29 protein-coding genes and 1 tRNA gene are annotated in these 26913 nt (G+C 64.6%); 17 read left to right on the top strand and 13 right to left on the bottom strand.

Annotated features, from left to right (window positions below; all coding sequences use genetic code 11):
• Positions 1–218: 218 nt before the first annotated feature.
• Positions 219–1109 (top strand): DUF4339 domain-containing protein, encoded by an 891-nt coding sequence (locus tag AAFG13_RS26515; RefSeq protein WP_212312811.1) that lies wholly within the window; start codon positions 219–221, stop codon positions 1107–1109.
• A 5-nt stretch (positions 1110–1114) separates the two neighbouring features.
• Here the strand turns inward: AAFG13_RS26515 and tesB are convergent, their stop codons facing one another.
• Positions 1115–1978: an acyl-CoA thioesterase II gene (gene tesB / locus AAFG13_RS26510; RefSeq protein ID WP_212312813.1), complete on the bottom strand. Its 864-nt coding sequence runs from the start codon at positions 1976–1978 to the stop codon at positions 1115–1117.
• 268 nt (positions 1979–2246) lie between these two features.
• Here tesB and AAFG13_RS26505 point away from each other — a divergent pair, with 268 nt between their 5' ends.
• A complete protein-coding gene (locus AAFG13_RS26505) occupies positions 2247–3467 on the top strand; it encodes a ubiquinone biosynthesis hydroxylase (RefSeq protein WP_212312815.1) in 1221 nt (406 codons plus the stop codon).
• A 117-nt stretch (positions 3468–3584) separates the two neighbouring features.
• On the opposite strand, the gene AAFG13_RS26500 is transcribed toward AAFG13_RS26505, so the two are convergent.
• The 3 genes from AAFG13_RS26500 to AAFG13_RS26490 form a co-directional block, all read right to left on the bottom strand.
• Positions 3585–4499: an alpha/beta fold hydrolase gene (locus tag AAFG13_RS26500; RefSeq protein ID WP_342708686.1), complete on the bottom strand. Its 915-nt coding sequence runs from the start codon at positions 4497–4499 to the stop codon at positions 3585–3587.
• Positions 4499–4696, bottom strand: a complete 198-nt coding sequence (locus AAFG13_RS26495; protein WP_029080935.1) for a Trm112 family protein — start codon at positions 4694–4696, stop codon at positions 4499–4501. Before AAFG13_RS26495 ends, AAFG13_RS26500 begins: the two co-directional genes overlap by 1 nt.
• Positions 4697–4802: 106 nt before the next feature.
• Positions 4803–5339 (bottom strand): TetR/AcrR family transcriptional regulator, encoded by a 537-nt coding sequence (locus AAFG13_RS26490; RefSeq protein ID WP_212312825.1) that lies wholly within the window; start codon positions 5337–5339, stop codon positions 4803–4805.
• Positions 5340–5431: 92 nt separating this feature from the next.
• Here AAFG13_RS26490 and AAFG13_RS26485 point away from each other — a divergent pair, with 92 nt between their 5' ends.
• From AAFG13_RS26485 to AAFG13_RS26450, 8 genes are all read left to right on the top strand, one after another.
• Positions 5432–5782 carry a hypothetical protein gene (locus AAFG13_RS26485; protein ID WP_092126409.1) on the top strand — a complete coding sequence of 117 codons (351 nt, stop codon included), beginning with the start codon at positions 5432–5434 and terminating at the stop codon, positions 5780–5782.
• 296 nt (positions 5783–6078) lie between these two features.
• Entirely contained in the window at positions 6079–8613 is a 2535-nt protein-coding gene (locus AAFG13_RS26480; protein ID WP_249132624.1) for an EAL domain-containing protein, read from the top strand.
• Between the two features lie 222 nt (positions 8614–8835).
• Positions 8836–9132, top strand: a complete 297-nt coding sequence (locus AAFG13_RS26475) for a PepSY domain-containing protein (protein ID WP_212312827.1) — start codon at positions 8836–8838, stop codon at positions 9130–9132.
• Positions 9133–9142: 10 nt separating this feature from the next.
• Positions 9143–9700, top strand: a complete 558-nt coding sequence (locus tag AAFG13_RS26470) for a cytochrome b/b6 domain-containing protein (protein WP_212312829.1) — start codon at positions 9143–9145, stop codon at positions 9698–9700.
• Positions 9701–9941: 241 nt separating this feature from the next.
• Complete coding sequence (locus tag AAFG13_RS26465) at positions 9942–11564, top strand: hypothetical protein (protein ID WP_249132623.1); 1623 nt, start codon at positions 9942–9944, stop codon at positions 11562–11564.
• 68 nt (positions 11565–11632) lie between these two features.
• Entirely contained in the window at positions 11633–12103 is a 471-nt protein-coding gene (locus tag AAFG13_RS26460; RefSeq protein ID WP_212312831.1) for an FMN-binding protein, read from the top strand.
• Positions 12084–12995, top strand: a complete 912-nt coding sequence (locus AAFG13_RS26455; RefSeq protein ID WP_212312833.1) for an FAD:protein FMN transferase — start codon at positions 12084–12086, stop codon at positions 12993–12995. Before AAFG13_RS26460 ends, AAFG13_RS26455 begins: the two co-directional genes overlap by 20 nt.
• Positions 12985–13404 (top strand): hypothetical protein, encoded by a 420-nt coding sequence (locus AAFG13_RS26450; protein WP_342708685.1) that lies wholly within the window; start codon positions 12985–12987, stop codon positions 13402–13404. The genes AAFG13_RS26455 and AAFG13_RS26450 overlap by 11 nt, the downstream gene beginning before the upstream one ends.
• 6 nt (positions 13405–13410) lie before the next feature.
• Here the strand turns inward: AAFG13_RS26450 and AAFG13_RS26445 are convergent, their stop codons facing one another.
• Together AAFG13_RS26445 and trxA are read right to left on the bottom strand one after the other, a co-directional pair.
• The gene (locus tag AAFG13_RS26445; protein ID WP_212312837.1) at positions 13411–14085 is read right to left on the bottom strand and encodes an LON peptidase substrate-binding domain-containing protein; all 675 of its coding nucleotides are present in this window, start codon (positions 14083–14085) and stop codon (positions 13411–13413) included.
• Between the two features lie 30 nt (positions 14086–14115).
• Positions 14116–15036 (bottom strand): thioredoxin, encoded by a 921-nt coding sequence (gene trxA, locus AAFG13_RS26440; RefSeq protein ID WP_342708684.1) that lies wholly within the window; start codon positions 15034–15036, stop codon positions 14116–14118.
• 239 nt (positions 15037–15275) lie between these two features.
• On the opposite strand from trxA, the gene AAFG13_RS26435 reads away from it, so the two are divergent.
• The 5 genes from AAFG13_RS26435 (at position 15276) to AAFG13_RS26415 (ending at position 18784) form a co-directional block, all read left to right on the top strand.
• On the top strand, positions 15276–15731 hold the full coding sequence (locus AAFG13_RS26435) for an SRPBCC family protein (protein ID WP_212312839.1): 456 nt from the start codon (positions 15276–15278) through the stop codon (positions 15729–15731).
• 160 nt (positions 15732–15891) lie between these two features.
• Positions 15892–15966: transfer RNA gene (locus AAFG13_RS26430), tRNA-Gly, on the top strand.
• Positions 15967–16094: 128 nt separating this feature from the next.
• Positions 16095–16361: a DUF2865 domain-containing protein gene (locus AAFG13_RS26425; RefSeq protein ID WP_342713399.1), complete on the top strand. Its 267-nt coding sequence runs from the start codon at positions 16095–16097 to the stop codon at positions 16359–16361.
• A 380-nt stretch (positions 16362–16741) separates the two neighbouring features.
• The gene (locus AAFG13_RS26420) at positions 16742–18019 is read left to right on the top strand and encodes a PQQ-dependent sugar dehydrogenase (RefSeq protein WP_342708683.1); all 1278 of its coding nucleotides are present in this window, start codon (positions 16742–16744) and stop codon (positions 18017–18019) included.
• A gap of 186 nt (positions 18020–18205) precedes the next feature.
• Positions 18206–18784: a c-type cytochrome gene (locus tag AAFG13_RS26415; protein WP_212312843.1), complete on the top strand. Its 579-nt coding sequence runs from the start codon at positions 18206–18208 to the stop codon at positions 18782–18784.
• Positions 18785–18925: 141 nt separating this feature from the next.
• On the opposite strand, the gene panE is transcribed toward AAFG13_RS26415, so the two are convergent.
• The 4 genes from panE to AAFG13_RS26395 all read right to left on the bottom strand — a co-directional run bounded on the left by panE (position 18926) and on the right by AAFG13_RS26395 (position 22742).
• On the bottom strand, positions 18926–19846 hold the full coding sequence (gene panE / locus AAFG13_RS26410) for a 2-dehydropantoate 2-reductase (protein WP_212312846.1): 921 nt from the start codon (positions 19844–19846) through the stop codon (positions 18926–18928).
• Between the two features lie 117 nt (positions 19847–19963).
• The gene (locus AAFG13_RS26405) at positions 19964–20614 is read right to left on the bottom strand and encodes a 2-hydroxychromene-2-carboxylate isomerase (protein ID WP_342708682.1); all 651 of its coding nucleotides are present in this window, start codon (positions 20612–20614) and stop codon (positions 19964–19966) included.
• A 77-nt stretch (positions 20615–20691) separates the two neighbouring features.
• Positions 20692–22047, bottom strand: coding sequence for an MATE family efflux transporter (locus AAFG13_RS26400; protein ID WP_212312850.1), 1356 nt, complete (start codon positions 22045–22047; stop codon positions 20692–20694).
• A 107-nt stretch (positions 22048–22154) separates the two neighbouring features.
• Positions 22155–22742 (bottom strand): DUF2239 family protein, encoded by a 588-nt coding sequence (locus AAFG13_RS26395; RefSeq protein ID WP_212312852.1) that lies wholly within the window; start codon positions 22740–22742, stop codon positions 22155–22157.
• A gap of 131 nt (positions 22743–22873) precedes the next feature.
• Here AAFG13_RS26395 and AAFG13_RS26390 point away from each other — a divergent pair, with 131 nt between their 5' ends.
• On the top strand, positions 22874–23539 hold the full coding sequence (locus AAFG13_RS26390) for a glutathione S-transferase (protein ID WP_212312854.1): 666 nt from the start codon (positions 22874–22876) through the stop codon (positions 23537–23539).
• A gap of 8 nt (positions 23540–23547) precedes the next feature.
• On the opposite strand, the gene AAFG13_RS26385 is transcribed toward AAFG13_RS26390, so the two are convergent.
• A complete protein-coding gene (locus tag AAFG13_RS26385; RefSeq protein WP_342708681.1) occupies positions 23548–23973 on the bottom strand; it encodes a DUF1330 domain-containing protein in 426 nt (141 codons plus the stop codon).
• Between the two features lie 105 nt (positions 23974–24078).
• Here AAFG13_RS26385 and AAFG13_RS26380 point away from each other — a divergent pair, with 105 nt between their 5' ends.
• Entirely contained in the window at positions 24079–24414 is a 336-nt protein-coding gene (locus AAFG13_RS26380; protein ID WP_342708680.1) for a GIY-YIG nuclease family protein, read from the top strand.
• A gap of 1 nt (position 24415) precedes the next feature.
• Here AAFG13_RS26380 and AAFG13_RS26375 read toward each other — a convergent pair whose 3' ends face one another.
• Together AAFG13_RS26375 and AAFG13_RS26370 are read right to left on the bottom strand one after the other, a co-directional pair.
• Positions 24416–25312 carry an NAD(P)-dependent oxidoreductase gene (locus tag AAFG13_RS26375; protein ID WP_342708679.1) on the bottom strand — a complete coding sequence of 299 codons (897 nt, stop codon included), beginning with the start codon at positions 25310–25312 and terminating at the stop codon, positions 24416–24418.
• Positions 25313–25498: 186 nt separating this feature from the next.
• Positions 25499–26797, bottom strand: coding sequence for an MFS transporter (locus tag AAFG13_RS26370; protein ID WP_212312862.1), 1299 nt, complete (start codon positions 26795–26797; stop codon positions 25499–25501).
• Positions 26798–26913 lie beyond the last annotated feature (116 nt).

The following is a 26913-nucleotide window of genomic DNA, read 5'->3' as shown; positions in this document are numbered from 1 at the left end:
CCGGAGCGGCAATTTGCCGTCCGCCAAATCTGGCAGCTTTCTGGGCAAATGGCATAAAAAAGTTGCAGGTTGAAGGGGAAAACGTGCGCAGCGCGTGAACTCCGTCACTGTACGGGACGACAACCGTCGGCCAGAATATGGCTTTCCCGCCCCGGCCAGCGCTCCCGCTGGCTCATTCTCGCCACAGCGCGTGCGCCCGCGCCCCGAGGAACAATAAAATGTCGAATCGAAACTGGTTTTATGCATCTGAAGGCCAGCAAAAGGGCCCCCTGCCTGAAGCTCAGCTCCGCGACCTGATCACCCGTGGCATGGTGGGCGCCGATACCCTGGTGTGGACCGAGGGTATGACCGGCTGGCAGAAGGCCGGGGAGATTCCTGGCCTTGTTCCGAGCGCCGGTGCGCCGCCGGCGTTTCCGCAGGCCGGCGGACCGCCGCCGGTGGCCGCATCGGCAAGCTATAGTGGCGGCGCGCTGTCGGCCGACTTCCCGATCTGGGGCCTGTTCGGGCGCAGCTTGCTGATGTTCATCGGCCAGATTTTCGTCATCCCCGCGCCGTGGACCGCGACCGGCCTGTATCGCTTCGCGATTCCCTATATCCGCGTGCCGGGCCGGCCGCATCTCGGCTTCACCGGGCAGCCGCTCGACATCTGGTACGTCTTCATCGTGCTCGGTCTTCTGACCTATGCCGGAGCGGCCAACAGCAACATCGTCACGCTGCTCTCGTTGCTGTTGCAGGCTTTCCTGAGCTGGATGATCGTGCGCTGGATCTTCGGCCGCCTCAGCTCGAGCGGCCAGGATCTGCCGATCTCGTTCACGGGCAGCCCGCTCGTCTATATCGGCTGGTATTTGCTGATGGTGATCTCGGCCATCACCATCGTCGGCTGGGCCTGGGTGCTGACCGCATGGCTGCGCTGGATCTGCCGTAACGTCGAGGGCACACGCCGCGAGGTCACCTTCAACGCATCCGGGCTCGAGGTGCTGTGGCGAACCATCGTGTTCTCGATCGGCTGCGCCTTCCTGATCCCGATTCCGTGGGTGCTGCGCTGGTACGCCAACTGGATCGTCTCGCAATTCGCGCTGACCGAGCGCGGCGCTTACGCCAACGGCTAAAGCGATTACGCCTTGCGTTCGCGCACCGAACCTTCTTGCGCGACGGATGCCACCAGCGTGCCGTCGGGCTTGAAGATCTGGCCGCGGGTCAGACCGCGGCCAGACTGCGCGCTCGGCGAATCCTGCGCGTAGAGCAGCCATTCGTCGGCGCGGAACGGGCGGTGAAACCACATCGCGTGATCGAGGCTCGCCGGCATCATGCGCCGGTCGAACAGCGTGCGGCCGTAGCGCGCCATGACCGCGTCGAGCAGCGAGAAATCCGACGCATAGGCGAGTGCGCACAGATGCAGCGCCGGATCGTCGGGCAATTTCGCCGCGGTGCGGATCCAGACATGGATGCGGCCGTCCTCGATCTGCTGGCCGAAATAGCGGCCGAGCTCGACCGGGCGCAGCTCGATCGGCCGGTCGCTCTCATAGTAGCGGCGGATGAACTCCGGCATTTCCTTGAACATCGGCTGCTTCGACACTTCCTCCGCGGTGAGCTTCTCCGGCGGCGGCACGTCGGGCATCTTCTCCTGATGATTGAAGTTGCTCTCTTCCTCGGCGTGGAACGAGACCATGATGGAGAAGATCGCGTTGCCGTGCTGGATCGCAGTGACGCGGCGGGTGGTGTAGCTCTTGCCGTCGCGCAGCCGCTCGACCTGGTAGATGATCGGGATCTGCGGATCGCCCGGCAGGATGAAATAGCAATGGATCGAGTGCGGCAGCCGGCCCTCGACGGTGCGGCAGGCCGCGACCATGGCCTGGCCGATCACCTGGCCGCCGAACACGCGCTGCCAGCTCGTCTTCGGGCTGTTGCCGCGGAACAAATTCACCTCGAGCTGCTCGAGATCGAGGATGGACAACAGGTCGATCAGGCTCTTGGACATGAGGGGTGCGTCCTGGAAGGGTTGGATGCCGTCATTCCGGGGCTCGCCAACGGGTCGCGCGGATGCGCGCCCGATGACAGGCTCCGCGAGAGCCCGGAATCCATTCGTCCACGGAAGATGCGGCCTGATGGATTCCGGGTTCGCGCGTTGCGCGCCCCGGAATGACGGGTGGGGCTGAATAGCCGCTCTTGTTTCTGTCCCCTGTTTCGCCCAGCTATTATCAGGTAGCAAGCACAGTCTGAGAGCGCAGGGCGCGTAAAGGAACGGCATGCCGGCACAGCGAAGTATTGTCATCTGCGGGGGCGCTTTTGCGGGTCTGGCGCTGGCCGTGGCGTTGCGCCAGGGGCTGGGGCCGGACATTCCGGTCATCGTGGCCGATCCGGCGCTGAGCCAGCGCCCTAGCCGCGATCCCCGCGCGACCGCGATCGTGGCGGCCTGCCGACGGCTGTTCGAGACCCTCGGCGTCTGGGGGCAGGTGGCGCCGACGGCGCAGCCGATCACGGACATGGTCGTGACCGATTCCAAGCTGGAGGACGCGACGCGTCCAGTGTTCCTGACCTTCGCCGGCAATGTCGAGCCCGGCGAGCCGTTCGCCCATATGGTCGAGAACCGCTATTTGATCGATGCGCTGGCGACCCGCGCCGAGGCCGAGGGCGTCGAGCTGCGCGCCACCGCAGTGTCGAGCTTCGACTCGCGGCCCGACGGCATCAGCGTCCGGTTGGCCGACGGCACCGAGATCGATGCGAGCCTGCTGGTTGCCGCCGACGGCGCGCGATCCAAGCTGCGCGAGCGCGCCGGGATCGCGACCCACGGCTGGGATTATGACCAATCCGGCATCGTGGTCACCGTCGGGCATGAGCGCGAGCATCACGGCCGCGCCGAGGAGCATTTCCTGCCTGCCGGTCCGTTCGCGATCCTGCCGTTGACCGGCAATCGCTCGTCGCTGGTGTGGACCGAGACGCGCAAGGATGCTGCGCGGATCACGGCGTTGAGCGAGGAGGAATTCCACGCCGAGCTCGAGCAGCGTTTTGGTTTGCACCTCGGCGAGATCAAGGCGCTCGACAAGCCGCGCGCATTCCCGCTCGGCTATTTCGTCGCACGCTCGTTCATTGCCGAACGGCTGGCGCTGATCGGCGACGCCGCGCATGTGATCCATCCGATCGCAGGACAAGGGCTCAACATGGGCCTGAAGGATGTCGCCGCATTGGCCGAGGTGGTCGTCGATGCGGCGCGGCTCGGCATGGATCTCGGACAGGCCGACGTGCTCGAGCGCTATCAGCGCTGGCGGCGCTTCGACACGATGGCGATGGGGGTTGCGACCAACTCGCTGAACTTCCTGTTCTCCAACGAATCGACGCTGCTGCGCACGGTGCGCGACATCGGATTGGGCCTCGTCGATCGCGCGCCGCCGCTGAAGAGCATGTTCATCCGCCAGGCGGCGGGATTGTCGGGCGAAGTGCCGCGGCTGCTGAAGGGCGAGGCGCTGTAAGACTTGCGCCGTGCCGTAGCCCGGATGCAGCGAAGCAAAATCCGGGAGCAGTCCCTCCACGGATGGATCGGCCCCGGATTGCGCTGCGCTCCATCCGGGCTCCGGCCTTCGCATCCACTATTTCTGTGAAATGAAGCCAGCCACCGCATCGATCAGGTCGGGATCGAGTGGCCGCTCCGGCTCGTTGTAGCTTGCCATGTCGTCCGCCGCGTCGGTGACATCGACCAGCAGGTGATTCATGTCCGGCAGCCACAATGATTTGGCCGCGAAGTCGGCGGTGGTGAGTGCGAGGAAGTCGAGCCGCGCCAGCTGATGGTCGCGGCCGCCCGCGACGATCAGGACAGGCCCGGTGATCTTCTTCATCGGATCGATCGGATCCTCGGTGAAGGCGGATGCGATGGCGGGCTGCATCGCAGGTGCGATCGCCAGCCCCGCCGGCGGCGGGTTGACGATCTGCCCGGCCATGATGTCGTCGATGGCCTTTCCGATCGGCTCGAATTTGTCCGGCGGCAGCTGCTTTTCGAGCTGCGCTTTCAACAGGTTGCCCTGCTTGCGCGCCGCCGTTGCCAGCAGCACCAGCCGGTCGACCGGCACGCGCTGTGCGGCGAGGATCGCGACCAGGCCGCCCTCGCTGTGCCCGACCACCGCAACATGGGCGAACTTGCCGCTGCCGCGCAGATACTCGATCAGTGCCGCCGCATCGCCGACATAGTCCTTGAAGCGAAAGTCCTCCGGACGGCCGAACTCCTTCTTCCATTCGCCGGCGCCGCGCTTGTCGTAGCGTAGCGTCGCGATGCCGCGCGCGACCAGCTGCTCGGAGAGCTTCTTCAATGTCGCCGGCTTGAGCTGCGGCCCGTTGCCGTCATGATCGGTCGAGCCGGAGCCGGCGATCAGCAGCGCCACCGGCGGTTTTGCGATGTCGGGCGGCACGGTCAGCACCGCGTCAATGGCGCCGATGCGCAGCCTGCTCTCGTCGGCTGTCGCGCTCGCCAACGAGACGAGCAGCAGCAGCCATGTGACGAGGGCGCGCATCAATCGATCTTGCGCGCCTCTTCCGGCAACATGATCGGGATGCCGTCGCGGATCGGATAGGCGAGCTTTGCGGAGCGCGAGATCAGCTCCTGCCGCGCGGCGTCGAATTCCAGCGGTCCCTTGGTGATCGGGCATACCAGGATTTCGAGCAGTTTTGGGTCGGCGGTGCTATCGAGGTGGTCGGTCGTCGAATTCATTGATGTCTCCGACTGGAGCGTTCTCGAGCGAAGTGGGCAGCGGTTCGCGTGAAGAAAACGCGTCAGAACAAACTGGCCGTCGTGTAGCACATTCCCGTGTCAGCTGTCAGCGCTTGGTCATCCGTAACAGCTCGTCGATTGCGGCCTGCTGACGCGGCTTCGGCAGCGTCTGCTCGGACAGCGCGTAGCCGATGAACGCCCAATAGAAGATCTGCGCCCGGCCGCGCGCCACGCCGTCGAGGAATCCGGCATGCCGGAGCAGGGTCTCGATATAGCCGATGCGGCGCTGGTCGACCTCGAGCACGGCGGCGCGCGCCGCGGCATCGGCGGTGGCCCAGCTGCGCACCGCGCGTTCCAGTGCCAGCCGCGCCGAGAAGGCGCGGCGCAGCAACAGCGCGAGCGCGTCGCCGCCTTCCGGAATGGTCTCGAGCTCGGCGATCACCTGCTCGGCGGCAACCTCGCGCCAATGATTGAGGATCGCGGTGCGGTAGGCGCCGACGTCGGCGAAATGCCAGTAGAAGCTGCCGCGCGAGACCCCCATCGCCTTGGCTATCGGCTCGGCCTTGAGCGCCGTGAAGCCGTGCTTCGCCAGCGTCTTCAGGCCCTGATCGAGCCAGTCCTTGACCGAGAGCTGTTCCGTCATGGTTCCCCGTCCGCGCCCGACCATACACAAGTGTATTGACAGGCGCCAGCCGGCGGTGTCCTATCCATACATAACTGTATGGAGGCGTCATGATGCGTGATCTTCTGCTGCAAGGCGCCGGACTCATCGCCATCCTGGTCAGCCTGATCCATGGCGTTCTCGGCGAGACCAAAGTGTTCGCACGCGCCACCGTCGAACCCCCGCGGCTGCGTCTTTTGCTTCGTTTGGTCTATCAGGCCGGCACGGTCGCCTGGATCGGCGGCGGCGTGCTGCTGGTCGCCGCGCCGGCGATGGCCTCCGATGCCGCGCGGCACTGGATCGTGGCAACGCTCGCCATCGTGTTCGGCAGCGCCGCGCTCGCCAATGCAGTTGCGACTCGCGGCCGGCATTTCGGCTGGATGGCGATGAGCGCCGTCGTGGCGCTCGCCGCGGCCGGTTACTAGCGAGTGCGATCATGACGATGATCGCGCCAGCCGGAGCATCGTCTTCGCGCGCGGAATGACTGGCTGAGAACGAACAGCGCGAGGCGTCGCGGGGCGCAACCGGCGGAACTGTCCTTGTTCCGCTCGAGGGCTGAAGACGCGCGATCGCAGGACGTGTGCAATATTTATGGAGCCATCAATTTCCGTGCGGAATCGGCTTACGCGCGGATAACCATGCCACTGAAAGTTGTAGAAAATTATCGAGAAGCCAATTCAATCGGCCTAGCTTGTCCGCGCGGACAACCATGGACCGACGCATGTTTCGTGTTCTGACGTGCCTTACAGGTGAGCATGACTGGCGGCTCGTTCTGCTCGCCGGCCTGGTCTGCTTCGTTGCCAGCATTGTCGCCGTCAACATCTTCCATCGCGCGATCGCTTCACAGGCGAGGACGCGGCTGATCTGGATCGCGATCGCGGGAGCTGCGATCGGCTACGGCATCTGGGCAACACATTTCATTGCCATGCTCGCCTACGAGCCGGGCGTGCCGACCGGCTATGGCATCATCCTCACCGCCCTGTCGCTCGTCGCAGCGATGATGCTGACATCCGGCGGCCTCGGTCTTGCCGCCGGTGACTCCGGCTCCTGGCGTGCGCCGGTGGGCGGCGCGGTGATCGGAGCCGGCATTGCCAGCATGCATTATCTCGGAATGTGGGCGCTGGAGGTGCCGGGCCACGTGGTGTGGTCGATGGATCTCGTGGCGGCTTCCATCGTGCTCGGCATGCTGTTCGGTTACGCCGCGCTGTCGGTCGCGGTCCGCTACCAGGATCGCTGGATGTCGCTCGTCGCGGCGTTGTTGCTGACGCTTGCGATCGTGTCGCATCATTTCACCGCGATGGGCGCGGTCGCGATCATTCCGGACCCGTTGCTGGCTCCGGAGGCCCTGTCGCTCTCCCCCGCCTTCCTCGCCATCGTGATCGCGGGCGTGGCGCTCTCGGTGCTCGGGATGAGCCTGGTCGGCGTGCTCGCCGACCGGCGCCTCGCGCTTCGCACGCGCCGCTTCGAGGAGATCATCAGCCAGCTTTCGCTGGCGCGGCAGCAGGTCGAGGCGTCGCAGAAGGAGCTGGAAGAACAGAGGCTCCGGCTGGATACGGCGATCAACCACATGGGCGAGGGCCTCTGCATGTTCGATGCGGAGAAGCGCCTCGTGGTGTGCAACGATCGCTACGCCAAGATGTACCGGCTGCCGCCCGAATTGTTGCTGCCCGGCACCGCCCATCGCGAGATCATCACGCATCGGATCGCCAACGGCATTCTCAAGGGCGAGACCAGCGACAGCGCCGCGACCCAGGTGCTCGCGACACTGAACGCGCTGCCGGCCGGCGAGATCAGCAGCCGGGTCGACGAGCTTGCCGACGGCCGCCTGATCTGCGTGACGCGACAGCCGATGCCCGGCGGCGGCTGGGTGGCGACGCATCGCGACGTTACCGAGCAGCGGCGCTCCGAGGCCAAGATCACCCATATGGCGCAGCACGACGCACTGACCGACTTGCCGAACCGCGTGCTGCTCAAGGAGTGGATGGAGCAGGCGCTCTCCGGCGCGCGATGTGGTGGACCGAGCCTCGCGGTGCTGATGCTCGATCTCGATCGCTTCAAGGACGTCAACGACACGCTCGGACATCCGGCGGGCGATGCGCTGCTGAAGTCCGTGGCCTCGCGGCTGCGCCGGTGCGTCAGCGATACCACGCTGGTGGCGCGGCTCGGCGGCGACGAGTTCGCGGTGATCGACTACGTCACCGATCCGGTCGCGGAAGCCGGTGTGCTCGCTGAGAAGATCAGAAAGGCGCTCAGCGAGCCGATCGATCTCGGCGATCATCGGGTCACCACGACGACCAGCATCGGGATTGCGATCGCACCGCGCGACGGCACCGATTCCGACGAGGTCCTGCGCAGCGCCGATCTTGCGCTCTACTCGGCCAAGAGCGGCGGGCGCGGCTCGTTCCGTTTCTTCGAGCCGGAGCTCGATCGACAGCTGCAGACCCGGCGCAGCCTCGAGCGCGACATGCGCAGCGCGCTCGCCAACGGCGAGTTCGAGCTGCACTATCAGCCGTTCATCCACGTCGCGAGCGGGGAGACCTGTGGTTTCGAGGCGCTGCTGCGATGGCATCATCCGCAACGCGGCATGGTGTCTCCGGCGCAGTTCATTCCGCTGGCGGAAGAGACCGGTCTGATCGTGCCGCTCGGCGAATGGGTGCTGCGCACGGCGTGTGCGGAAGCCGCCAAATGGCCCGATGATCTCAAGATCGCGATCAATCTGTCGCCGGTGCAGTTCAGGAGCCCGGAACTGGTGCCGGTGATCGTGCACGCGCTGGCGAGCTCGGGCGTTTCGCCTGACAGGCTCGAGCTCGAAGTCACCGAGACGGCGATCATTCAGGACAGCGAGGCGGTGTTCGCGGCGCTCGGCCAGCTGCATGATCTCGGGGTGCGGATCGCGCTCGACGATTTCGGCACCGGTTATTCGTCGCTGAGCTTTCTGCAGAAGTTTCCGTTCGACAAGGTCAAGATCGACCGCAGCTTCGTGTCCGAACTTTCGGGCGCAACGGACGAGTCGCGCCGGATCGCGCGCGCGATCGTTCGCTTCGCCGTCAGCCTCGGCAAGACGACGACGGCCGAAGGAGTTGAAACGAGGGAGCAGCTCGACATCCTGCGCGCCGATGCCTGCGTCGAAGTGCAGGGCTTCCACTTCAGCCCCGCAGTCCAGAGCGAGAAGGTCGCGCAGATGATCGGTGGGCGGACCTCGGCGGCGACCGAACGCCCAGCGGTTCGCCTGGCAATGGCCGGCGCCGCGTCCTGACCGAGGGGCCGCGCCAGCAGATTCGGATGTCCATGAGGCGTAAGGCCGCGGCAAGCGGTGAAAACCAAATTGCGCGTGGAGCGCAAAGCGGTTTTCGCGACCGTTAGAATTTCTCTAAAGCGTGCCGTGTCCGTGCTTCCTTGACTTGGCAATCACCTCCGCATTCTTCACGCATGTGCTCTACGCGATGGCGTTGTGGGCATGATCGTCAACGGAGGGGAGATGCGCGTGAGATTGATGATGAGCGCTGCGCTTGCAGCGTGCGTTCTTGGGTCCGCTCTTGGGCTGACCGGATCGGCGGCCTTCGCCGACGGCTACAAGAATTGCACCAAGCTCGACAAGGCGTCGTGGAAGCCGGCAAGCGATGCCGAAGCCAAGGCCAAGGCGGCGGGCTACGAGGTGCGCCGCTCGAAGGTCGAGGGCTCCTGCTACGAAGTTTACGGCGTCAAGGAAGGCAAGCTCTACGAGCTGTTCTACAGCCCGGAGGATCTCAGCCTGAAGCACACGATCGCGAAGTGAAGCAGGCGCGATGACGAAGGCGGCGCCCGGCGCCCGCGGCGGCACCACCGTGCAGGTCTGGGACCTGCCGCTGCGGCTCTGGCACTGGGCGCTCGCCATCCTCGTCTTGGTCGCTTGGGTGACGCCCAACGTCTATGACCGGCTGCACCGGCTGGCGGGCTATTCCGTGATCGGGCTCCTGGCATTCCGGCTGATCTGGGGCTTTGCCGGCACCCGCTATGCGCGCTTCGGCAAGCTCGGTATCCGCCTGCGCGCCGCGCCGCGCTATATCTGGAATCTCCGCCGCGGCATCACCGGCCGCTATATCGGGCTCAACCCCGCGGGCACCGTGATGCTGGTGGCACTGCTGCTCACGCTCGCGGTCTCCGCGATCACGGGTGCAATGGAGGTCACGGTGACCTTCTTCGGGGTCTGGTGGGTCGAGGACACCCACGCCTATGCCTCGGATGCGGTCATCATCCTGGCCGGGTTGCACGTGCTCGGCGTCATCGTGGTGGGATTGCTGCAGCGTCAGAACCTGGTGCGCGCGATGTTCACCGGGCGGAAGCTTTTCCGCAGTCCTCGGTAAGCAGCTTCGAGCCGTCAGGCCGGGGCGCGTCTTTGGTTCGGAAGCCCATGCGCAAATCCGCCTCCGGCGACGGATGATCCCAACCAACAATTGAAGCTTATTCTTATTCTAATTCCAAACTTGAGCGATTCTAATCGCCGAGCTGCCACTCGGATGACGGAAACTCTCCGAAATAATTCTCAGTGGTGTTAGGTGCGCCCTTATGTCGCGGGCTTTTCGTTTCCGCAGAGCAGGGGGGCACATGTCGTCGCATCGTCGCGTGGGGTTGGGTGCATCGAAATTCGAACTTGGCTTTAATTCCAGGCGTGCGGCGCTGCTCGCGGCGACCGCGCTGTCGATCATCAGCAGCGGCAGCGCATTCGGGGCTGAAGATACTGCGAACGAGGCGTTGCTGAAAAAGCTCGACAAGATGGAGCGGCGAATCCAGGCGCTCGAGGCCGAGTTGAAGCAGAAGGACAGCCGCACACCGGCGCCGCAGGCGGCCTCGATCCGGAGCGCCAACGCCGCGGCTTCGTCGGTCGAGCCGAAAGAGGCGGCAGACACCAAGGACCCGAAGGACGCCAAGGGCAAGCCCGCGGCTCAATCAGCGCAGACGCCGGCCAAGCCGATGTTGCAGTTGCCCCCGCTTCCGGCGGTCGGTGACAAGCCTATTCTCGGGCTGGCGGACTCGCCCGTGGCCGGTCTCAGCATCGGCGCCTATGGCGAGATCAAGTTCGGTAGCATGCAAAACCCCGCCGCCAACGGCCAATGGCAGAAGGGCTTCGATGCCGCACGATTCGTCTTGTTGCCGACCTATGCGATCACGCCGAACATCATCTTCAACGCCGAGATCGAGTTCGAGCACGCAGGGTCCGGTTTTGACAACGACGACAAGCTGCACGGCACCGCCGAGATCGAGCAGCTCTGGATCGATTTCAAGATCCTCGATCAGTTCAACTGGCGCGCGCCCGGCATCGATCTCGTGCCGATCGGCTACATCAACCAGCATCACGAGCCGACGCAGTTCTACAGTGTGAACCGGCCCGAATTGTACAACGGCCTCATTCCATCGACCTGGAAGGTGCCGTCGAGCAGCGTCTACGGCACCATCAGCGAAGATCTGAAGTATCAGGTGATGGTCAGCACCAGTAATGAGGACTTCGGCGATACCTTCGACAATCGCACCGCGGCCAAGACCGTGCCGCTTCCCGGAACGCCCTACGCCGCGGGCATCGATGGCCTGAATGGGCTCGGGTTCTCCAGGCCCCCGCTCGGTGACTTCCAGCAGCTCAACAATGCCGTCGCCGTCTCCGGACGGCTCGACGTCACGCCGACATTCCTGCCCGGCTTCGCGGGAAGTGTAAGCGCCTACTTCTCGCCGAACACGACGCCACGGGGGGCGCACGATGATCTCGGCAATTTCCTGGGCCACTCCAGTCTGGCGATGTTCGACGCCGAGTTCCGCTACCGCGTCCCTGAAACGGGCCTCGAGCTTCGCGGCGAGTATGTCCACGCCGAATTCAGCCATCCGGAGAACCTGCGCGCGAACAACGATTCAGATCCCACCAACAATGTCGGCAAGGCGATGAACGGCTATTCCGGCGAGATCGCCTATCACGTGCCGCTCGGCACCATCCTGAACAGCGAGTGGGAGGCGGTGCCCTTCTATCGCTACACCTACCAGAATTTGCAGAGCGGCGGCTTTGCCGGCACGGATGCCAACCTGCCGACCGGCGCCGGCCAACGCCAGTTCCATACCGCCGGCTTCGCGCTCTTCCCGTCACCGAAGATCGCGCTGAAGGCGACCTATCAGCACGTCATCGACAAGAGCATCACCGGCGCGATGTCGGATTCGTTCCTCGGCGGCGTCGGATTCTTCTTCTGAGATCAACACGGCCGCGGCGGAGCAAACGCTCCGCGCGCATGATGAAAACGATTGGAGCCAGGTGAGAGATGACGTGGGTTCGATATACACTGCCTGCAGCGGCGATCGTGTCGGCGGCTTCGCCGGCCTATGCCGTTCAGTATCTGTCGATCGAGGAGGCGCAGAAGCAGGCGTTTCCGTCGGCGACGAATTTCACCGAAGTCCAGGCAGGCCGGGTCTGGAAGGCCGAAGCCGGAGGCAAGGTCGCGGGCTTCTTCGTCTTCGACCGGGTGATCGGCAAGCACCTGTTTATCGACTATGCAGTGGCGCTGACGCCGGGCGGCGCAGTGCATAAGGTCGAGATCCTGCAATATCGGGAGTCCTATGGCGGCGAGATCCGGAGTCCGAGCTGGCTGGCGCAATTCGTCGGTAAGACCGGCGGCAGCGCGTTGAAGATCAACGGCGACATCCGGAATATCTCCGGCGCGACGCTGTCGTCGACGCATGTCACGGAGGGCGTGAAGAGGATTTTGGCCGCCTATGCCAATCGCCTCCGATAGTATTCGCCGCGCCCGGCCGCTGCTCGGCACCTTCGTCGAGATCGAGGTCGCGGCTGCCGCCGGACCCGAAACGGATGCCGCCATTGACGCCGCATTCGATGCCGTCGCGCGGGTTCATCGGCTGATGAGCTTTCACGAACACGACAGCGACGTCAGCCGCGTCAACCGGGAGGCCGGCGTCCGGCCGACGCGCGTTCATGCCTGGACGTTCGAGGTCCTGGAGGCGGCGCTCCAGATGCATCGCCGCTCCAAGGGTGCCTTCGATGTCACCGTTGCGCCGGTGTTGCAAGCCATGGGCCTGCTGCCCGGATCGGGCGGCGATCGCATCATCGGGCCGGAACAGAGCCTCGACAATGCGATCGAGCTGCTGCCCAAACAAGCAGTGCGCCTTCGATCGCCGGGCATCGCGATCGATCTCGGAGGGATCGCGAAGGGCTTTGCCGTCGACCGCGCAGTCGAGGTGTTGCGCAGCTTCGATATTCCGGGCGGGGTGGTGAATGCCGGCGGCGATCTTCGGGTGTTCGGACAGGGACAGCACACGATCCATCTGCGCGACCCCCGCGACCCGCTCCGCTTGCTCGCTCGTATCGAGCTGACGGATCAGGCGCTGGCATCGACCGCGCTCCGGGTTGATTTGGTCGACGGAGCGCCTCCGGGCACTTCCGCAATCATCGATCCCGCCACGGGCAATCCGACAAACGTCGCTATCGGCGCCACGGTCTGCGCGCCCTCATGCATGATCGCCGATGCGCTGACGAAGGCTGTCATGATCTCGGGGACCGATGCCGGCGACCTGCTTGAGCATTACAGGGCAAGTGCCTTGCTGATCTCGACCGACGGCGACGTTCAGATCACTTCCGACTGGCCTCAGGCGGTGCATCTTGCGGCTTAAACGTTCATTTCGCTATTCGATGTACGCGACGTTCGGCGTGCTGTTACTGACGGGCGCCGGCTGGCTGGTGGCGGATTGGCAAAAGAACGTTGCCGGCGACGAGATATGGCAGCAGGCCGCGGCCAACTTATTGATGGTTCATGGCGGCGTCGCCATGCTGGCGCTGTTGACGCTGGGCGCCCTCATCCCCGTGCATCTGCTGCGCGCGTGGCGGAGCCGGAAGAATCGCATTTCGGGATCGATCATGGCGGCGTTCAATGCGGTCCTGATCGTGACCGCATTCGGACTCTACTATCTTGGGTCCGAGGAGGTGCGGCCCTGGATGAGTTGGATCCACCTCACAGCGGGATTTGCCCTCTCCCTGATGTTTCCGCTTCACATCTGGCTGGGCCGACGAGGGCTGCGGTGAAGCGCCTTATTGCACCGGCGGGTCGCCCGAGGTGCGTTTCTTGGCGAGGTCCATCTCGGTGACCGCGATCAGGATCTCGGCGCGGGTCTTCAGGTCGGGTGCCTCGAGCATCGCCTGCTTCTCGGCCGGACCATAGGGCGACATCATCGCCAGCGCATTGACCAGCGCCTCGTTCGGCGCGGATTCGATGCCCTCCCAGTCGACCTTCAGATTGTTGGCTTCCAGGAAATCGGCGAGCACCTCGAGCAGCGCCTTGCGGTCGACCGCGTCCTCGCCCTTGCGCGCGGTGAAGTCGCCGGTGAAGGAGAAGAAATCGACCTTGCACTGCCGGTACGGCGTCTGCACGGTCAACTCCTCGACCACCTTGAAGCGCGCGACGCCGGTCAGTTCGAGGATGTAGCGGCCGTCGCCGGATTCAGCGAGCTGGGTGATGCGGCCGACGCAGCCGATGCGGAACAGCGCCGGCCTCGCCTCGTTCTGCGAATGCGCCACGTCGGGCTGGATCATGCCGATCAGGCGGTGACCGTCGCGCAGCGCGTCATCGATCATCGCGAGATAACGCGGCTCGAAGATGTTGAGCGGCATCTGGCCGCGCGGCAGCAGCAGCGCGCCAGGCAGCGGGAACACCGGGATCACCTCGGGGAGCTCGCCGGGCCCGCGATATTCGGCATTGATCGGCATCTGCGGTCCCGGTGCTGTGACGGGCGTGCGTTACGAGAACAGAATCGTCGACAACCGCCTGCGCCCCTCGACGGTTGCCTCATCGGTGCCGCCCCACGCCTCGAAGAACTGCACCAGCTGCTTGCGCGCGCCGTCGTCGTTCCATTTGCGGTCACGCTTGACGATCGCGAGCAGCTGCTCGGTCGCTTCCGTGCGCTTGTTCATGGCATTGAGCGCGGTCGCGAGATCGAAGCGGGCCTGATGATCGAGCGGGTTTGCGGCGACTTTCTGTTCCAGCTCGGCGATCGGGCCAACCGACTGCGCCTGTTCGGCAAGATCGATCGCCGCCTGCACCGCCTTCACCGCGGCGTCATTGCGCTTGGATTCCGGCACCATCGCAAGCGTCTGCTTGGCCTGCTCGACCGCACCCGACGTGACGTAGCACTTGGCGAGGCCGGCCAGCGCCGCGATGTTGGTGGCGTCGTGCGCCAGTACCTCGGCATAGATCTGCGCCGCACCCTCGACATCGCCCTCGGCCAGCACGGCGTCGGCCTCGGCCAGGATCTCCGCAAGATTGGGCTCGCCGGCGGCGGGCACGCCCTTGGTGATCTTCTCGATGAAGGCGTTGATCTGGCTCTCCGGCACCGCGCCCATGAAGCCATCGGCGGGCTGGCCGTTGACGAAGGCGATCACGGCCGGGATCGACTGGATGCCCATCTGGCCGGGAATCTGCGGATGCTCGTCGATGTTCATCTTGACCAGCTTGACCCGGCCCTTGGCGTTGCGAACCGCCTTTTCCAGCAGCGGGGTGAGCTGGCGGCACGGACCGCACCACGGCGCCCAGAAGTCGATCATGACCGGCTGGCGGCGCGATTCCTCGATGACGTCCTTGACGAAGGTCTGGGTCGTCGTCTCCTTGATCAGATCGGGCGCTGCCTCGGGCGTGGGGCCGCCCTGCTCCATTATCGTCACGTTGTCCTCGCCTTGGTCTTCTGAGGTCGGAAAAATACGGGGGCGTTCTAGCACGCTCCGGACGGCGTGTTCAGCCGTTCTGTCAGCCTAGAGCATGATCCCGGAACATGCTCCGTAGATGGCGGTCGGCCGGCAAAATTCAATCGCTCGCCGCCCGGCCTGTTCCATCGGAGATCGGGTGGGTTTGAGGTCCGGAACGGCTGACGATGGCGCTCCTTCATGGCAACAGGGGATCGCCCATGGCAAAGGCCTATTACAGCACCGTGTTCGAGCAGCCGGCCGGCGAGGTCTGGAAAATCATCCGCGATTTCAACAATTACCCGGTCTGGGTCCACGGCGCGGGCACCAGCGAGATCGAGGACGGCAAGTCCGGCGACACCGTCGGCGCCGTGCGCAACGTCCTGTACCGGGAGCGGCGGATCCGGCAGCGGCTGCTCGCACAGTCCGACGTCGAGCGCTTCCAGACCTACGAATTTGCCGGTCCGCCGACCCTGCCGATGACGGATTTCAGCGCGACCCTGCGGGTGACCCCGGTGGTCGACGGCGACCGGGCCTTTATCGAATGGTGGGCGGTGTTCGATTGCGACGCGGACCGCCGCGTCGAACTGGCGCAGACGCTGACCGGCTGGTTCGAGACCTGGCTCGAATCGCTCCGGGATGAGATGGCCCTGAGGCTGGTTCCGGCCAAAACATAAAAAGAAATCGTCGCGATGACCGGTTTCGGCCGATTCGGGGTCAATTTTTAAGGAAACCGTGCGATTTCGTGAGGTTCGGACCGCGCTCTTGTGTTGCATTCACAGACAGCATTTGGCATAGGTCTGCCGTTGCCGGCGAGCGATCGCCGCCATTTCGGATGCGGGTGTAGCTCAGTGGTAGAGCACGACCTTGCCAAGGTCGGGGTCGAGGGTTCGAGCCCCTTCGCCCGCTCCAAAATATCTCGCTGACCGAGCTGACAGTCTGATGAAGGCCCGCCCATTGGTGCGGGCTTTTTTTGCTTTTGGGCAGTGCCGTGATTTCGCGGTCAAGATGCCGCGGCCCGCGATGGCCGCTTCTTCCCGCTGCCGCGCGCGAGTGCGGCGGCGGATGTCAGGACCTGCGAGGCGGTCTGTCCCGCCGCCGCGGTGAAGCTGTATTCCGGCTCGGACATCGACAGCGCCACAACCGAAGCGGGCGAGAGCTACAAGGCGCTCACAGATGCATTCCGATTCCAGCGCGAGATCGTGCCGCACTGCGCGTGCAGCACCCGCGCGTCCACCGGACTGTCGCCGATTGCGATCGAGGACGACATGACGCTTCGGGACCGGCGACATCATCGCCGCCGATGACGGCTTCAGGATCGCGGCGATCTTCGGCGGGCAGAAACGCAGCGTGTTGTTCAGGCCGCTGTCGAAAGCCAAGGCGCAGGCGCTCGGCCTTTCGCGCCTCTCGTCGCGATAGACGCGATCGCGAGCGTTAGCTTCGTTCGAATATCACGCTGCGGTGCAGAATGCCTTGTTATCAGGCAGTCAGCGCAGGAAAATTTCGTCTCAAATTTCGTCTCAACTTGTTTTGACGCAGCGCACACCCGAGCATGCGCTTTTCAGCGTCGATGGATGTGCTACCATTTTGCCGTCTGACCTACCTCACAGACCGCCACCATCATCTCTCAGGGCGTTCAAAATCAATAACAGGCAAGCTGCAACGGCTTGCGTAGGGGAGTGACGCGATGAAATCGGCTTTCAATCGATCCATACTTGCGTTCGCGGCGATTGCGCTGCTGGCGGGGACAACCTTCGCCAATGCGCAGCAACAGACCGACAAGAACCGGGCGCTGAAGAAGTACGAATCCGGCACCAAGGAATTCTGGACCCATCCGCCGGATGACTGGTTCCTCGGCGACGAGACCGAAGCGCAGAAGGGCCTTGCCCCGCCGTCCGGTCCGCCGACCGGCGCATCCGACGCCGAACTCGCCACCATGATGAAGAAGATCAAGCTGCCGCCGGGCTTCAAGATCGAGGTCTATGCCTCGAACGTGCTCGCGGCGCGGCAGATGGCCTGGGGCGACAAGGGCACGCTGTTCGTCGGCTCGTTCGGCCTCGGCAACGTCTATGCGATCAAGGACAACAACGGCAAGAAAGAGGTCAAGACCATCCTGAAGGGCCTCAACATGCCGACCGGCCTCACGTTCCGCGACGGCGCGCTCTATGTCATCGCGGTCGACAAGCTGATCAAGTACGACAATGCCGAAGCCAATCTCGACAATCTCGGCAGCGGCAAGGTGGTGTATGACGACATGCCGTCGTATGCGGCGCATGGCTGGAAATACATCGCCGTCGACAAGGATGGCTGGTTCTACATTCCGTTCGGACCTCCCTTCAACATCGGCATCCCGCCGACCTCGGTGTCGCAGATCCGCCGCGTCGATCCCAAGACCGGCAACGCGGAGGTCTGGGCGCTCGGCGTGCGCAACTCGGTCGGCGGCGACGTCGACCCGCGCACCGGCAAGTACTGGTTCACCGAAAACGCGCGCGACTGGATCAGCGACGATCTGCCGAGCGACAAGCTCAACATGATCTCGAAGATCGGCGAGCATTTCGGCTATCCCTATTGCCACCAGGGCAATTTGCCGGACACCAAGTTCGCGATGGGTCACAAGTGCTCGGAGTTCACCCCGCCGGTGTACAATCTGGGTGCGCACGTGGCTCCGCTCGGCATGAAGTTCTATACCGGCAGCCAATTCCCGGCCGAGTACAAGAACAGCATCCTGATCGCCGAGCACGGCTCCTGGAACCGGCACAAGTACCAGGGCGGGCGCATCGTGAAGATCACCGCGAGCCCCGACGGCAAGAATGCCAAGCAGGAAATCTTCGCTTCCGGCTGGATCGAGGGTGACCAGGGCTATCTCGGTCGTCCCGCCGACATCCTGCTCGACAAGGATGGCTCCATCCTCGTCGCCGACGACTGGGCCGGTGCGATCTATCGCATCAGCTACAGCAAGAAGTAACGGTTGAACCCATGCGGGGCTGCGGTGGCCGATGAGGCGGCTGCAGCCCGTTCGCTTGGTGCCAAGCTGCGGAACAGACTCGTCATGCCCGGACTTGATCCGGGCACCCATCCCAACAAAAACCCTTCAGCAAGCGCGATGGATTGCCGGGTCGAGCCCGGCAATGACAGCCGGAGAAACTGACAAATGCGTCATGCGTCGTTTGGAATTCTGTCAGCGGCCCTGCTGCTGGCGTCGTCGGCCCACGCAGCCGACGTTGCCGCCGGCAAGGCGAAGGCCGAAATCTGCGCCGGTTGTCATGGCGACAACGGCATCTCGCAGACCGAGAACATTCCCTCGCTGGCCGGCCAGCTCGACCAGTTCATTCAATGGCAGCTGGTGTTCTTCCGTGCCGGTGCGCGCAAGAACGAGCAGATGCAGCCGATCGTCGAGCAGCTCACCAATGACGACATCCGCAATCTCGGCGCCTATTTCGCCTCGCTGACGCCGTTCAAGGGCGGCAAGGACGACAATCCGGAATTGTCCGAGAAGGGCAAGCAGGCCGCGGCTGGCCGCCGCTGCGCCTCATGCCATACCGATACATATGTCGGCACCAAGGCGGTGGCCCGCATCGCCGGCCAGCGCGAGGAATACCTCGTCAAGGCGCTGCACGACTACAAGTCCGGGGTACGCTCCGGCGGGGCGCAGGCGGCGATGGCCGACGTAGCCTATCCCTTGAGCGACGAAGAGATCACCGCGCTCGCGCACTATCTGGCGCATCTGTAGCCGCAACAACGGTGTCGTCCCTGCTTTCGCAGGGACGACGGAGATAGTGCATAGCCCGGATGCAGCGAAGCGCAATCCGGGGCCGCTCGAACCATCACGCGAGAGTCTCGGATTTCGCTCCGCTGCATCCGGGCTACAGGTTTAACCAACCCGCTGCTTTTCATACGCCTTGAGATGGGTGTAGGCCGTGCGCAGCTTCGGCACCGGGATCTTGGCGGCATCGGCGCGCACGATCAGGTCGCCGATCACGTGGTCGGCCTCGACCGGCAGCCCCGCCTTGATGTCGCGGAACATCGATGCGGTCATCGGCGAGCCTTCGGTGGTCAGGAGCCCGCGGGTGCGCTGGAAGAACGGACCGCCCGGTGCGTGGCCGGCATCGGCGGCAATCGCGCTGCATTCGTCGAGGATGCCGAGCAGGAAATCCTGTCCGCCGGGCGCTGCCAGGATGTTGCCGACCGAGGTCCGCATCAGGCTGGTGGAAGCGGCGAGCGATGCCAGGAACACCCACTTCTCCCACATGTCCTGCATCACGTGGTCGCTGGCAGCCGCACCGTTGATCGCGGAGAAGGTCTCGGCGATCGCGCGCACCCGGTCCGACAGGCCGCCGGCGCGTTCGCCGAAGCCGAGCGACTGCATCGGCTGCAGCTGCACCACTTCGCGCTTCTCGTTCAACGTCGCCGCGATCGCGCAGAGGCCGCCGAGCACGTGCTGAGCGCCGAACTTCTTGTCGAGCGCATCGAGATGCAGCATGCCGTTGAGCAGCGGGATGATCGCGGTCTTGTCGCCGACCGCAGGCGCAAAGGACTTGATCGCGTCCTCGAGATCGAACGCCTTGCAGCTCAACAGCACGACGTCGAACTTGTCCGAGAGTTTGTCGGCCTGCACGGTCGGCGGGTTGTTCAGCGTGACGTCGCCGTTCGGGCTCTTGATCACGAGCCCGGCGGAGGCGAGCTCGGAGGCGCGGCGGGGCCGGACGAGAAAAGTAACGTCGCGGCCGGCCTGAAGCATCCGGCCGCCGAAATATCCGCCGATCGCACCGGCGCCGACCACGAGAACGCGCATGGGAATTTGTCCTTCTTTGTTGTTGCCCGGGAAGCGAGCGAAGAGCGAATCGGGAATGGCGAATAGATAGGGATTCTGGTCGACTATTCGCTACCCGCTATTGGCCATTCGCTCATCTCACTTTCCCGACACCAGTTCCTCGACTTCGCGCAGCTGCTCCTTGCCGAAGAAGATCTCGTTGCCGACGAAGAAGGTCGGCGAGCCGAATGCGCCGCGCTCCACGGCGGCCTGGGTGTTCGCGATCAGCCTGGCCTTCACGTCGGCATCCTGCGCGCGGGCGAACAGTTTGGCGGCGTCGAGGCCGGAGGCGGCGATGGCTTTGCCGGCCACTTCCGGATCGTCCATCTTCTTCGGCTCGACCCACATGTGGTGGAAAGCCGCCTCGATGTATCTCTCGAACACGCCTTCGAGCTGGGCGGCGACCGCCGCGCGCATCAGGTTCAGCGTATTGACCGGGAAGAACGGGTTCCAGGTGTAGGGCTTGACGCCAAAGCGCTTGAGGAAGCGCTCGGTCTCGATCTTCATGAACTCGGGCTTGTTCTTGACGCCCGCCAGCGTCTCGGCCGGCGACTTGTTGTTGGTGGCCTTGAAGATGCCGCCGAGCAGGATCGGGACGTATTCGAACTTGACGCCGGTGCGTTTCTCGATGGCCGGGATCGCCTCGTGGCTGAGGAAGGCATTGGGGCTGCCGAAATCGAACAGGAATTGCGGATTCTGGCTCACGGCGGTCTCTCCCCTCGACTTATCTCGTTTGGGCTTGTTTGGCATTTCTCCAGCATGGGCCAACTGCCGCAGGCGCCATCAGGAGAATATGATACTCATCATGTGAGCCGCAGCGCGCGATGTCAAATCAGCCGCTTGATGGTCTGCTTGCGCCATACCAGGGCGTAATAGGCCATCTGCAGCACGAACATGGTTGCGAAGGTGGCGGGATAGGCGATCCAGATGCCGCTGATGCCGATGGCGCGGCTGAGCAGGATCGCGACCGGCACCTCGACCAGCGCCATGGCCAGGATCGAGATGAACAGCGGCATCCACACCGTGCCGCCGGCACGCATCGCTCCCGAGAACACCGTCGCCATGCCGAACAGCACCATGCTCCACAGCACGATGTAGAGAAGCTGCTCGGCGAGCGCGAGCACCGCGCCATCGACGATGAAGAAGCCCATCAGCGGCCGCGCAAAGAGATAGCCGAGCACGACAAGTCCGCCGGTCAGCGCCAGATTCATCTCGACCCCGGTGCGGACGATGGCGCCGACCTGGCGCGAGTCGCCGCGGCCGATCGCCTGCGCGCCGAAGATCGACACGGATATTGCGATCGAGATCGCCGGAAACTGCACATAGCCGATCACCTGGTTGACCGCGCCATAGGCGGCGGTGGCGTCCGAGCCGAAGCCGTTGACGAGGCCGAGCAGCACCAGCTCGGCGAGCGAGACCACCACCATGCCGATGGCGGTCGGAATGCCGAGCCGCAGCACGATGCGCAGCAGGGCGCCGTTCGGCCGCATCGCGCGCAGGAACGCGGCATCGAAGGCGAGCGGATGCTTGTGCCGCAGCATGTGGATATGCAGCCACAGCAGCGTGACGACGCCCGAGATCGCGGAAGCAACGGCAGCACTGGCGACGCCCAGCATCGGCAGGCCGAGCCAGCCGCGGATCAATGCGGGCGTCACCACAAGGCCGACGACGGTCGAGACCGTCAGCGCCACCAGCGGCGTCACGGTGTCGCCGACGCCGCGCATCATCGCCGCGAGCAGCAGGAATGCGAAGGTCACCGGCATCGTGATCATCATGATCCGCGCATAGGACACCGCGGCGTCGAGGACGTCTGGTGGCGTGGCGAGCGCGATCAACAGCGGGCGGGCGAACAGGCCGCCTGATATCGCGATCGCAAGCGCCAGCAGCAGCGTCACGGTCATGGTCGTGCCGGCGACCGCCTTGACGCGATCCGGCTCGCCGGCGCCCCAGGCCTGGCCGATCATGACCGAGGCGCCGGCGCTCAGGCCGATCACGAAGGAGATGAAGAAGAACATCACCGGAAAGAACACCGACGCAGCGGCGAGCGCGTCGACGCCGATCATCTGGCCGAGATAGATGCCGTTGATGGTGCCGAACAGCGACTGCAGCACATTGCTCAGCAGCATCGGCGCCAAGAACGACAGGAAGGCTTTGCGTAAGGAGGGAGGCTTGGACACGTTCAACTTCCAAAAATCGAGACCGTCAGGACGGCGGCGGGGCGGGTCTTCGGTTCTGCTCTGAACGCTGAACCACCCGCCCGCCGCCGCCACCTATTTCGCGCGAAAGCGTCTCAGTCCGCTTGATCGCTATAGGCGAGCCCGATCGTGTGATCGCGGATATCGGCGGGCCAGTCCGCGATCAGCGTCGCAAAGCGCCGCCGGTCGTGCGCGAACAGCGCGCGGATCGCATCCTCGTAGTTTGGCCGGTTGCCGGCCATCGTTGTCATGAAGCGGTAGGCGGCATCCTGGGCGATGCGCGTGCGGTCCTTGTCGCCGCTCGCGCGCCGTGCCTCGTCGATCAATTTGCGGATCACAACCGATGCGCCGCCCTTCTGCTGCGCGAGCCAGTCCCAATGGCGCGGCAACAGCGTGATCTCGCGCGCGACGACGCCAAGCTTCGGCCGTCCCGGACCGCGCGGCCCGGCCGGCGTTGCCGGCTCTTCGTCGAGCGGAGGCGCGAGCTTCGGCAGCCGCGCCAGCACGTCTTCGACCGAGCCACGGAAATCGATATCGACCAGCGCCGAGGTGCGGCCGTTGAACACCAGGATCGCGGCATCCTTGCGCCGGTCGAGCAGCTGCTTGGCGGCGCGTGCAACCTCCTTGAGGTCCCCGGCCCCGATGCGATGCTCGCCTTCGAAGGCGACATAGGCAGGATTCATGGTAGACCTCTCCGATTGCGCGACGTATTGCCCGGGTCATTTCCAGCAAGCACGGCGCGTGGATCTCGACTTTCCTGTTCCCGGCCGGCACCAAACGCCGCCCGATTGCGCCGATATTTCAGAGGACGCCCATGCTGACGGTTCATCATCTCAACAATTCCCGCTCGCAGCGCGTGCTGTGGCTGCTCGAGGAATTGGGCGTGCCCTACGAGATCGTGCGCTACCAGCGGCAGCCCGACATGCGGGCGCCGAAGGAGCTGCGCGCGATCCATCCGCTCGGCAAGTCGCCTGTTGTCACCGACAACGGCAACACGATCGCGGAATCCGGCGCGATCCTCGAATACATCATCGCGATTTACGGCAATGGCCGCCTGATCCCGCAAGCCGATACGCCGGAGCGGCTGCGCTACACCTATTGGCTGCACTATGCCGAAGGCTCGGCGATGACGCCGCTGCTGTTGAAGCTGCTGTTCACGCTGATGCCGAAGCGCGCGCCGGCGCTGCTGCGGCCGCTGGTGCGCAAGGTCTCGAACCAGGCGCTGTCCACGCTGGTCAATCCGCAGCTCAAGCAGCACATGGCCTATTGGGAAGGCGAGCTCGGCAAGAGCGAGTGGTTCGCCGGCAACGAATTCTCCGGCGCCGACATCCAGATGAGCTTTCCGCTGGAGGCTGCCGCCGCGCGCGGCGGGCTCGCGGATGGCCACCCGAAATGTGTTGCCTTCCTCGAGCGCATCCACGCGCGCCCGGCCTATGCGCGGGCCTTGGAGAAGGGCGGGCCGTACGAGGTTGGCCGCTAACTGATCGCTCATCGCGGCAGCCCGACCAGCGGCAGCAGCCGCGAATCGGCCAGCGCCGCGGTGCGGTGGCCGATGCCGGCGAGGTAGGCCTCCGCCACCGCGAAGGCGAGGAACGCGCCACGGCTCTTCTGCCGGATCAGCATCGCGCGATCCCAGCGCTCGCCCTCGGGACCGATCAGGAACGAGCCGCCTTCACCCATGAACAGGATGTCGCCGCCGCTCTTCCGCAGATGCGGCAGCGTGTGCGCGACATAGCGGTCGTAGGCTTCCGCACCCGTGACCGGCCGCGGCGGCGCCAGCTCCGGGTTTTTCGAATAGTCGGCGATGTCGCGGAAGCGCAGCAGGTTGAGCATCACCAGCTCGCCGGTGATCGCGCGCTGGGCGAACTCGCGCCCGGCGTTCCACGTCGGCTCCAGATGGCAGGTGGTGTCCATGTCAGCTCGTCCCATTCGCTTTCGATGGCGATGTTTTATCCGGGTGTAATTGCTTTGTCAATAATACCCGGATATAAATAGCGTGCCGATACGACAGGAGCCGCCATGAAGACCGAAGACCGCAAGTTGGCCATTGCCGACTACAAGAAGCGCGCTGCTGTCGCCGGCGTGTTCGCGATCCGCTGCCGCGCGACCGGGGAGGTCTGGGTCGGGCAGGCGCTCGATCTGGAGAAAATCCAGAACCGCATCTGGTTTACGCTGGGGATGGGCAGCCATCGCAATGCCGAGCTGCAGTGCGCCTGGTCGGCGCATGGCGCAGACAATCTCTCGCTCGAAACGCTGGAGCGTATCGAGGACGAGGAGCTTGCCTATGTCCGCGATACGCTGCTCAAGGAGCGCGTGCAGCACTGGCGCGCGCAGCTCAGCGCGTCCGCCGTCTAGCTTAGCGCGCCGTCTGCGCGCCGCCCGCCGACGGCAACGGCTGCACGGTGACGCCGGGCGGCGGCACATCGTCGTCGGGCACAAAGAAATCCGACATCAACGGCACCGAGGGATCGACGCGATAGCGCTCGAAGTCACGCACGCCGTTGGCATAGAGCACCTTGTCGTCGATGCAGAAATTGCCGGTGAACTCGCGCGATGGCCGCGTGACGATCGCGTAGGCCGCATCGCCCATGATCTCGGGCGTGCGGCTGGCGCGCATCATGGCGTCGCCGCCGAGCAGATTGCCGACCGCGGCGGTTGCGATCGTGGTGCGCGGCCACAATGCGTTGACGGCAATGCCGGCGGCTTTTTGCTCGCCGGCCAGCCCGAGCACGCACATGCTCATGCCGAACTTCGCCATCGTGTAGGCGGTCGAATGCTCGAACCACTTCGTCTTCATGTCGAGCGGCGGCGACAGCATCAGGATGTGCGGATTCTCCGCTTTCTTCAGATGCGGAATGCAGTATTTCGACACCATGAAGGTGCCGCGGGTGTTGATTCCCATCATCAGGTCGTAGCGCTTCATGTCGGTCGCCTGCGACGGGGTCAGGCTGATCGCGCTGGCATTGTTGACGCAGACGTCGATGCCGCCGAATTCGGCGACGGTGGCTTCAATCGCCGCCATCACCTGCGCCTCGTCCCTGATGTCGCAGAGCACCGGCAGCGCCTTGCCGCCGGCGGCGCGGACCTCGTCGGCGGCGGTGTAGATCGTGCCCTTCAGCTTTGGATGCGGCTCGGCGGTCTTCGCCGCGATCGCGACGTTGGCGCCGTCACGCGCGGCGCGCAGCGCAATCGCAAGCCCGATGCCGCGGCTCGCACCCGAGATGAACAGCGTCTTGCCTTTGAGCGATGTCATCTGTTGGCTCCTCCTTAGTTAGGGACGCACACTATTAGGGCTCCCTCCCCCCTTGCGGGGGAGGGTTGGGGAGAGGGGTAAGCCACAAGCACCGTCTTCGCGGCCACCCCTCTCCCTAGCCCTCCCCCGCAAGGGGGGAGGGAACGACGGAGCAAGCGTCGCGGCCATCGCGCACCTGTTACGGCGCTACCCGCCCGCATGCAGCACGCGCCCGCGCGTTTCCGGCAGCGCGTAGGCGGCGATGAAGAACACGGCATAGGCCGCCACCGCGAAGATCGCGATCGCGTTGGCGAGCGTCGTCGTGGTCGAGAGCGCGCCGACCAGGAACGGAAACAAGGCGCCGACGCCGCGGCCGAAATTGTAGCAGAAGCCCTGTCCGGAGCCGCGCAGCCGGGTCGGATAGAGCTCGGTCAGGAATGCGCCCATGCCAGAGAAATAGCCTGAGGCAAAGAAGCCGAGCGGGAAGCCCAGCACCCACAGCACCTCGTTGGAGAGCGGCAATTGGGTATAGAGCAGCACGATCGCGATGGCGCCGAGCGAGAAGATCAGGAACAGATTGCGCCGGCCGATCCGGTCGGCAAGCCAGGCGCCGACCAGATAGCCGATGAAGGAGCCGATGATCAGCGTCGCGAGATAGCCGGTCGAGCCGACCACCGAGAGCTTGCGCTCGGTGGTAAGGAAGCGCGGCACCCAGAAGGTGATGGCGTAATAGCCGCCCTGCATGCCGGTGCCGACCAGCGAGGCCAGCAGCGTGGTCTTCAGGATCGGTCCCTGGAAAATCTCCCACAATGCGGCGGGCCCGCTGCCGGATGCCTGCTGCTGCGCCATCGTCGCGGCGGAGATCTCCGGCTCGGTGACATAGCGGCGCAGATAGAACACCAGCAGCGCGGGCAGCGCGCCGATCACGAACATCCAGCGCCAGGCGTTCTCGGGCGGCAGGATCGAGAACAGGATCGCCTGCGCCAGCACCGCAAGGCCCCAGCCGATCGCCCAGCCCGACTGCACCGAGCCGACCGCGCGTCCGCGATATTGCGGCCGGATCGCTTCGCCGATCAGCACCGCGCCGGCCGCCCATTCGCCGCCGAAGCCTAAGCCGAGCAGCGCGCGGGCGATCAGGAGCTGGTCGAAATTCTGCACCACGGCGCAGACCAGCGAGAAGAACGAGAACCAGATGATGGTGAGCTGCAGCGTCTTGACCCGCCCGATACGGTCGGACAGATAGCCGCCGAGCCAGCCGCCGACAGCGGAGGCCAGCAGCGTCACGGTGCCGGCCAGCCCGGCGGTGCCGGCATCGACCTTCCACAGCGTGATGATGGTGCCGATCACCAGCGGATAGATCATGAAGTCCATGCCGTCGAGCGTCCAGCCCGAGGCGCAGGCCCAGAACGTGCGCCGCTCCGGCAGGTTCATGTCGCGATAGAAGGCGAGGAGACTGGTGTCCTCGATCTCTGCGACTTCGATTGATTTGGATTCGGCCGTGCTCATGCGCGTTCCCCGGAGAAATCATTCACCGGCTGTTTGCGATCCGCGGCCGGAGTTGCGCGGACCGCCAATCTATCGCGATGTCGCAGGTCGGGCAAAGCCGCGTTTGCCCATCTAGG

It is taken from the genome of Bradyrhizobium sp. B124 (assembly GCF_038967635.1).
Classification (GTDB): Bacteria; Pseudomonadota; Alphaproteobacteria; order Rhizobiales; family Xanthobacteraceae; genus Bradyrhizobium.
This window is presented reverse-complemented; position numbering and strand designations above follow the sequence as displayed.

Excerpts from the sequence above, each read along its gene's own strand:
- tesB (WP_212312813.1), bottom strand. The coding sequence starts at position 1,978 with ATGTCCAAGAGCCTGATCGACCTGTTGTCCATCCTCGATCTCGAGCAG.
- AAFG13_RS26435 (WP_212312839.1), top strand. The coding sequence starts at position 15,276 with ATGGCAAAGGCCTATTACAGCACCGTGTTCGAGCAGCCGGCCGGCGAG.
- AAFG13_RS26515 (WP_212312811.1), top strand. The coding sequence starts at position 219 with ATGTCGAATCGAAACTGGTTTTATGCATCTGAAGGCCAGCAAAAGGGC.
- AAFG13_RS26415 (WP_212312843.1), top strand. The coding sequence starts at position 18,206 with ATGCGTCATGCGTCGTTTGGAATTCTGTCAGCGGCCCTGCTGCTGGCG.
- AAFG13_RS26385 (WP_342708681.1), bottom strand. The coding sequence starts at position 23,973 with ATGGACACCACCTGCCATCTGGAGCCGACGTGGAACGCCGGGCGCGAG.
- AAFG13_RS26470 (WP_212312829.1), top strand. The coding sequence starts at position 9,143 with ATGACGAAGGCGGCGCCCGGCGCCCGCGGCGGCACCACCGTGCAGGTC.
- AAFG13_RS26445 (WP_212312837.1), bottom strand. The coding sequence starts at position 14,085 with ATGCCGATCAATGCCGAATATCGCGGGCCCGGCGAGCTCCCCGAGGTG.
- AAFG13_RS26500 (WP_342708686.1), bottom strand. The coding sequence starts at position 4,499 with ATGCGCGCCCTCGTCACATGGCTGCTGCTGCTCGTCTCGTTGGCGAGC.
- AAFG13_RS26370 (WP_212312862.1), bottom strand. The coding sequence starts at position 26,797 with ATGAGCACGGCCGAATCCAAATCAATCGAAGTCGCAGAGATCGAGGAC.
- AAFG13_RS26505 (WP_212312815.1), top strand. The coding sequence starts at position 2,247 with ATGCCGGCACAGCGAAGTATTGTCATCTGCGGGGGCGCTTTTGCGGGT.
- AAFG13_RS26465 (WP_249132623.1), top strand. The coding sequence starts at position 9,942 with ATGTCGTCGCATCGTCGCGTGGGGTTGGGTGCATCGAAATTCGAACTT.
- AAFG13_RS26480 (WP_249132624.1), top strand. The coding sequence starts at position 6,079 with ATGTTTCGTGTTCTGACGTGCCTTACAGGTGAGCATGACTGGCGGCTC.
- AAFG13_RS26375 (WP_342708679.1), bottom strand. The coding sequence starts at position 25,312 with ATGACATCGCTCAAAGGCAAGACGCTGTTCATCTCGGGTGCGAGCCGC.
- AAFG13_RS26490 (WP_212312825.1), bottom strand. The coding sequence starts at position 5,339 with ATGACGGAACAGCTCTCGGTCAAGGACTGGCTCGATCAGGGCCTGAAG.
- AAFG13_RS26455 (WP_212312833.1), top strand. The coding sequence starts at position 12,084 with ATGCCAATCGCCTCCGATAGTATTCGCCGCGCCCGGCCGCTGCTCGGC.
- AAFG13_RS26420 (WP_342708683.1), top strand. The coding sequence starts at position 16,742 with ATGAAATCGGCTTTCAATCGATCCATACTTGCGTTCGCGGCGATTGCG.
- panE (WP_212312846.1), bottom strand. The coding sequence starts at position 19,846 with ATGCGCGTTCTCGTGGTCGGCGCCGGTGCGATCGGCGGATATTTCGGC.
- AAFG13_RS26475 (WP_212312827.1), top strand. The coding sequence starts at position 8,836 with ATGCGCGTGAGATTGATGATGAGCGCTGCGCTTGCAGCGTGCGTTCTT.
- AAFG13_RS26390 (WP_212312854.1), top strand. The coding sequence starts at position 22,874 with ATGCTGACGGTTCATCATCTCAACAATTCCCGCTCGCAGCGCGTGCTG.
- AAFG13_RS26460 (WP_212312831.1), top strand. The coding sequence starts at position 11,633 with ATGACGTGGGTTCGATATACACTGCCTGCAGCGGCGATCGTGTCGGCG.
- AAFG13_RS26495 (WP_029080935.1), bottom strand. The coding sequence starts at position 4,696 with ATGAATTCGACGACCGACCACCTCGATAGCACCGCCGACCCAAAACTG.
- AAFG13_RS26395 (WP_212312852.1), bottom strand. The coding sequence starts at position 22,742 with ATGAATCCTGCCTATGTCGCCTTCGAAGGCGAGCATCGCATCGGGGCC.
- AAFG13_RS26405 (WP_342708682.1), bottom strand. The coding sequence starts at position 20,614 with ATGCCAAACAAGCCCAAACGAGATAAGTCGAGGGGAGAGACCGCCGTG.
- AAFG13_RS26485 (WP_092126409.1), top strand. The coding sequence starts at position 5,432 with ATGCGTGATCTTCTGCTGCAAGGCGCCGGACTCATCGCCATCCTGGTC.
- AAFG13_RS26380 (WP_342708680.1), top strand. The coding sequence starts at position 24,079 with ATGAAGACCGAAGACCGCAAGTTGGCCATTGCCGACTACAAGAAGCGC.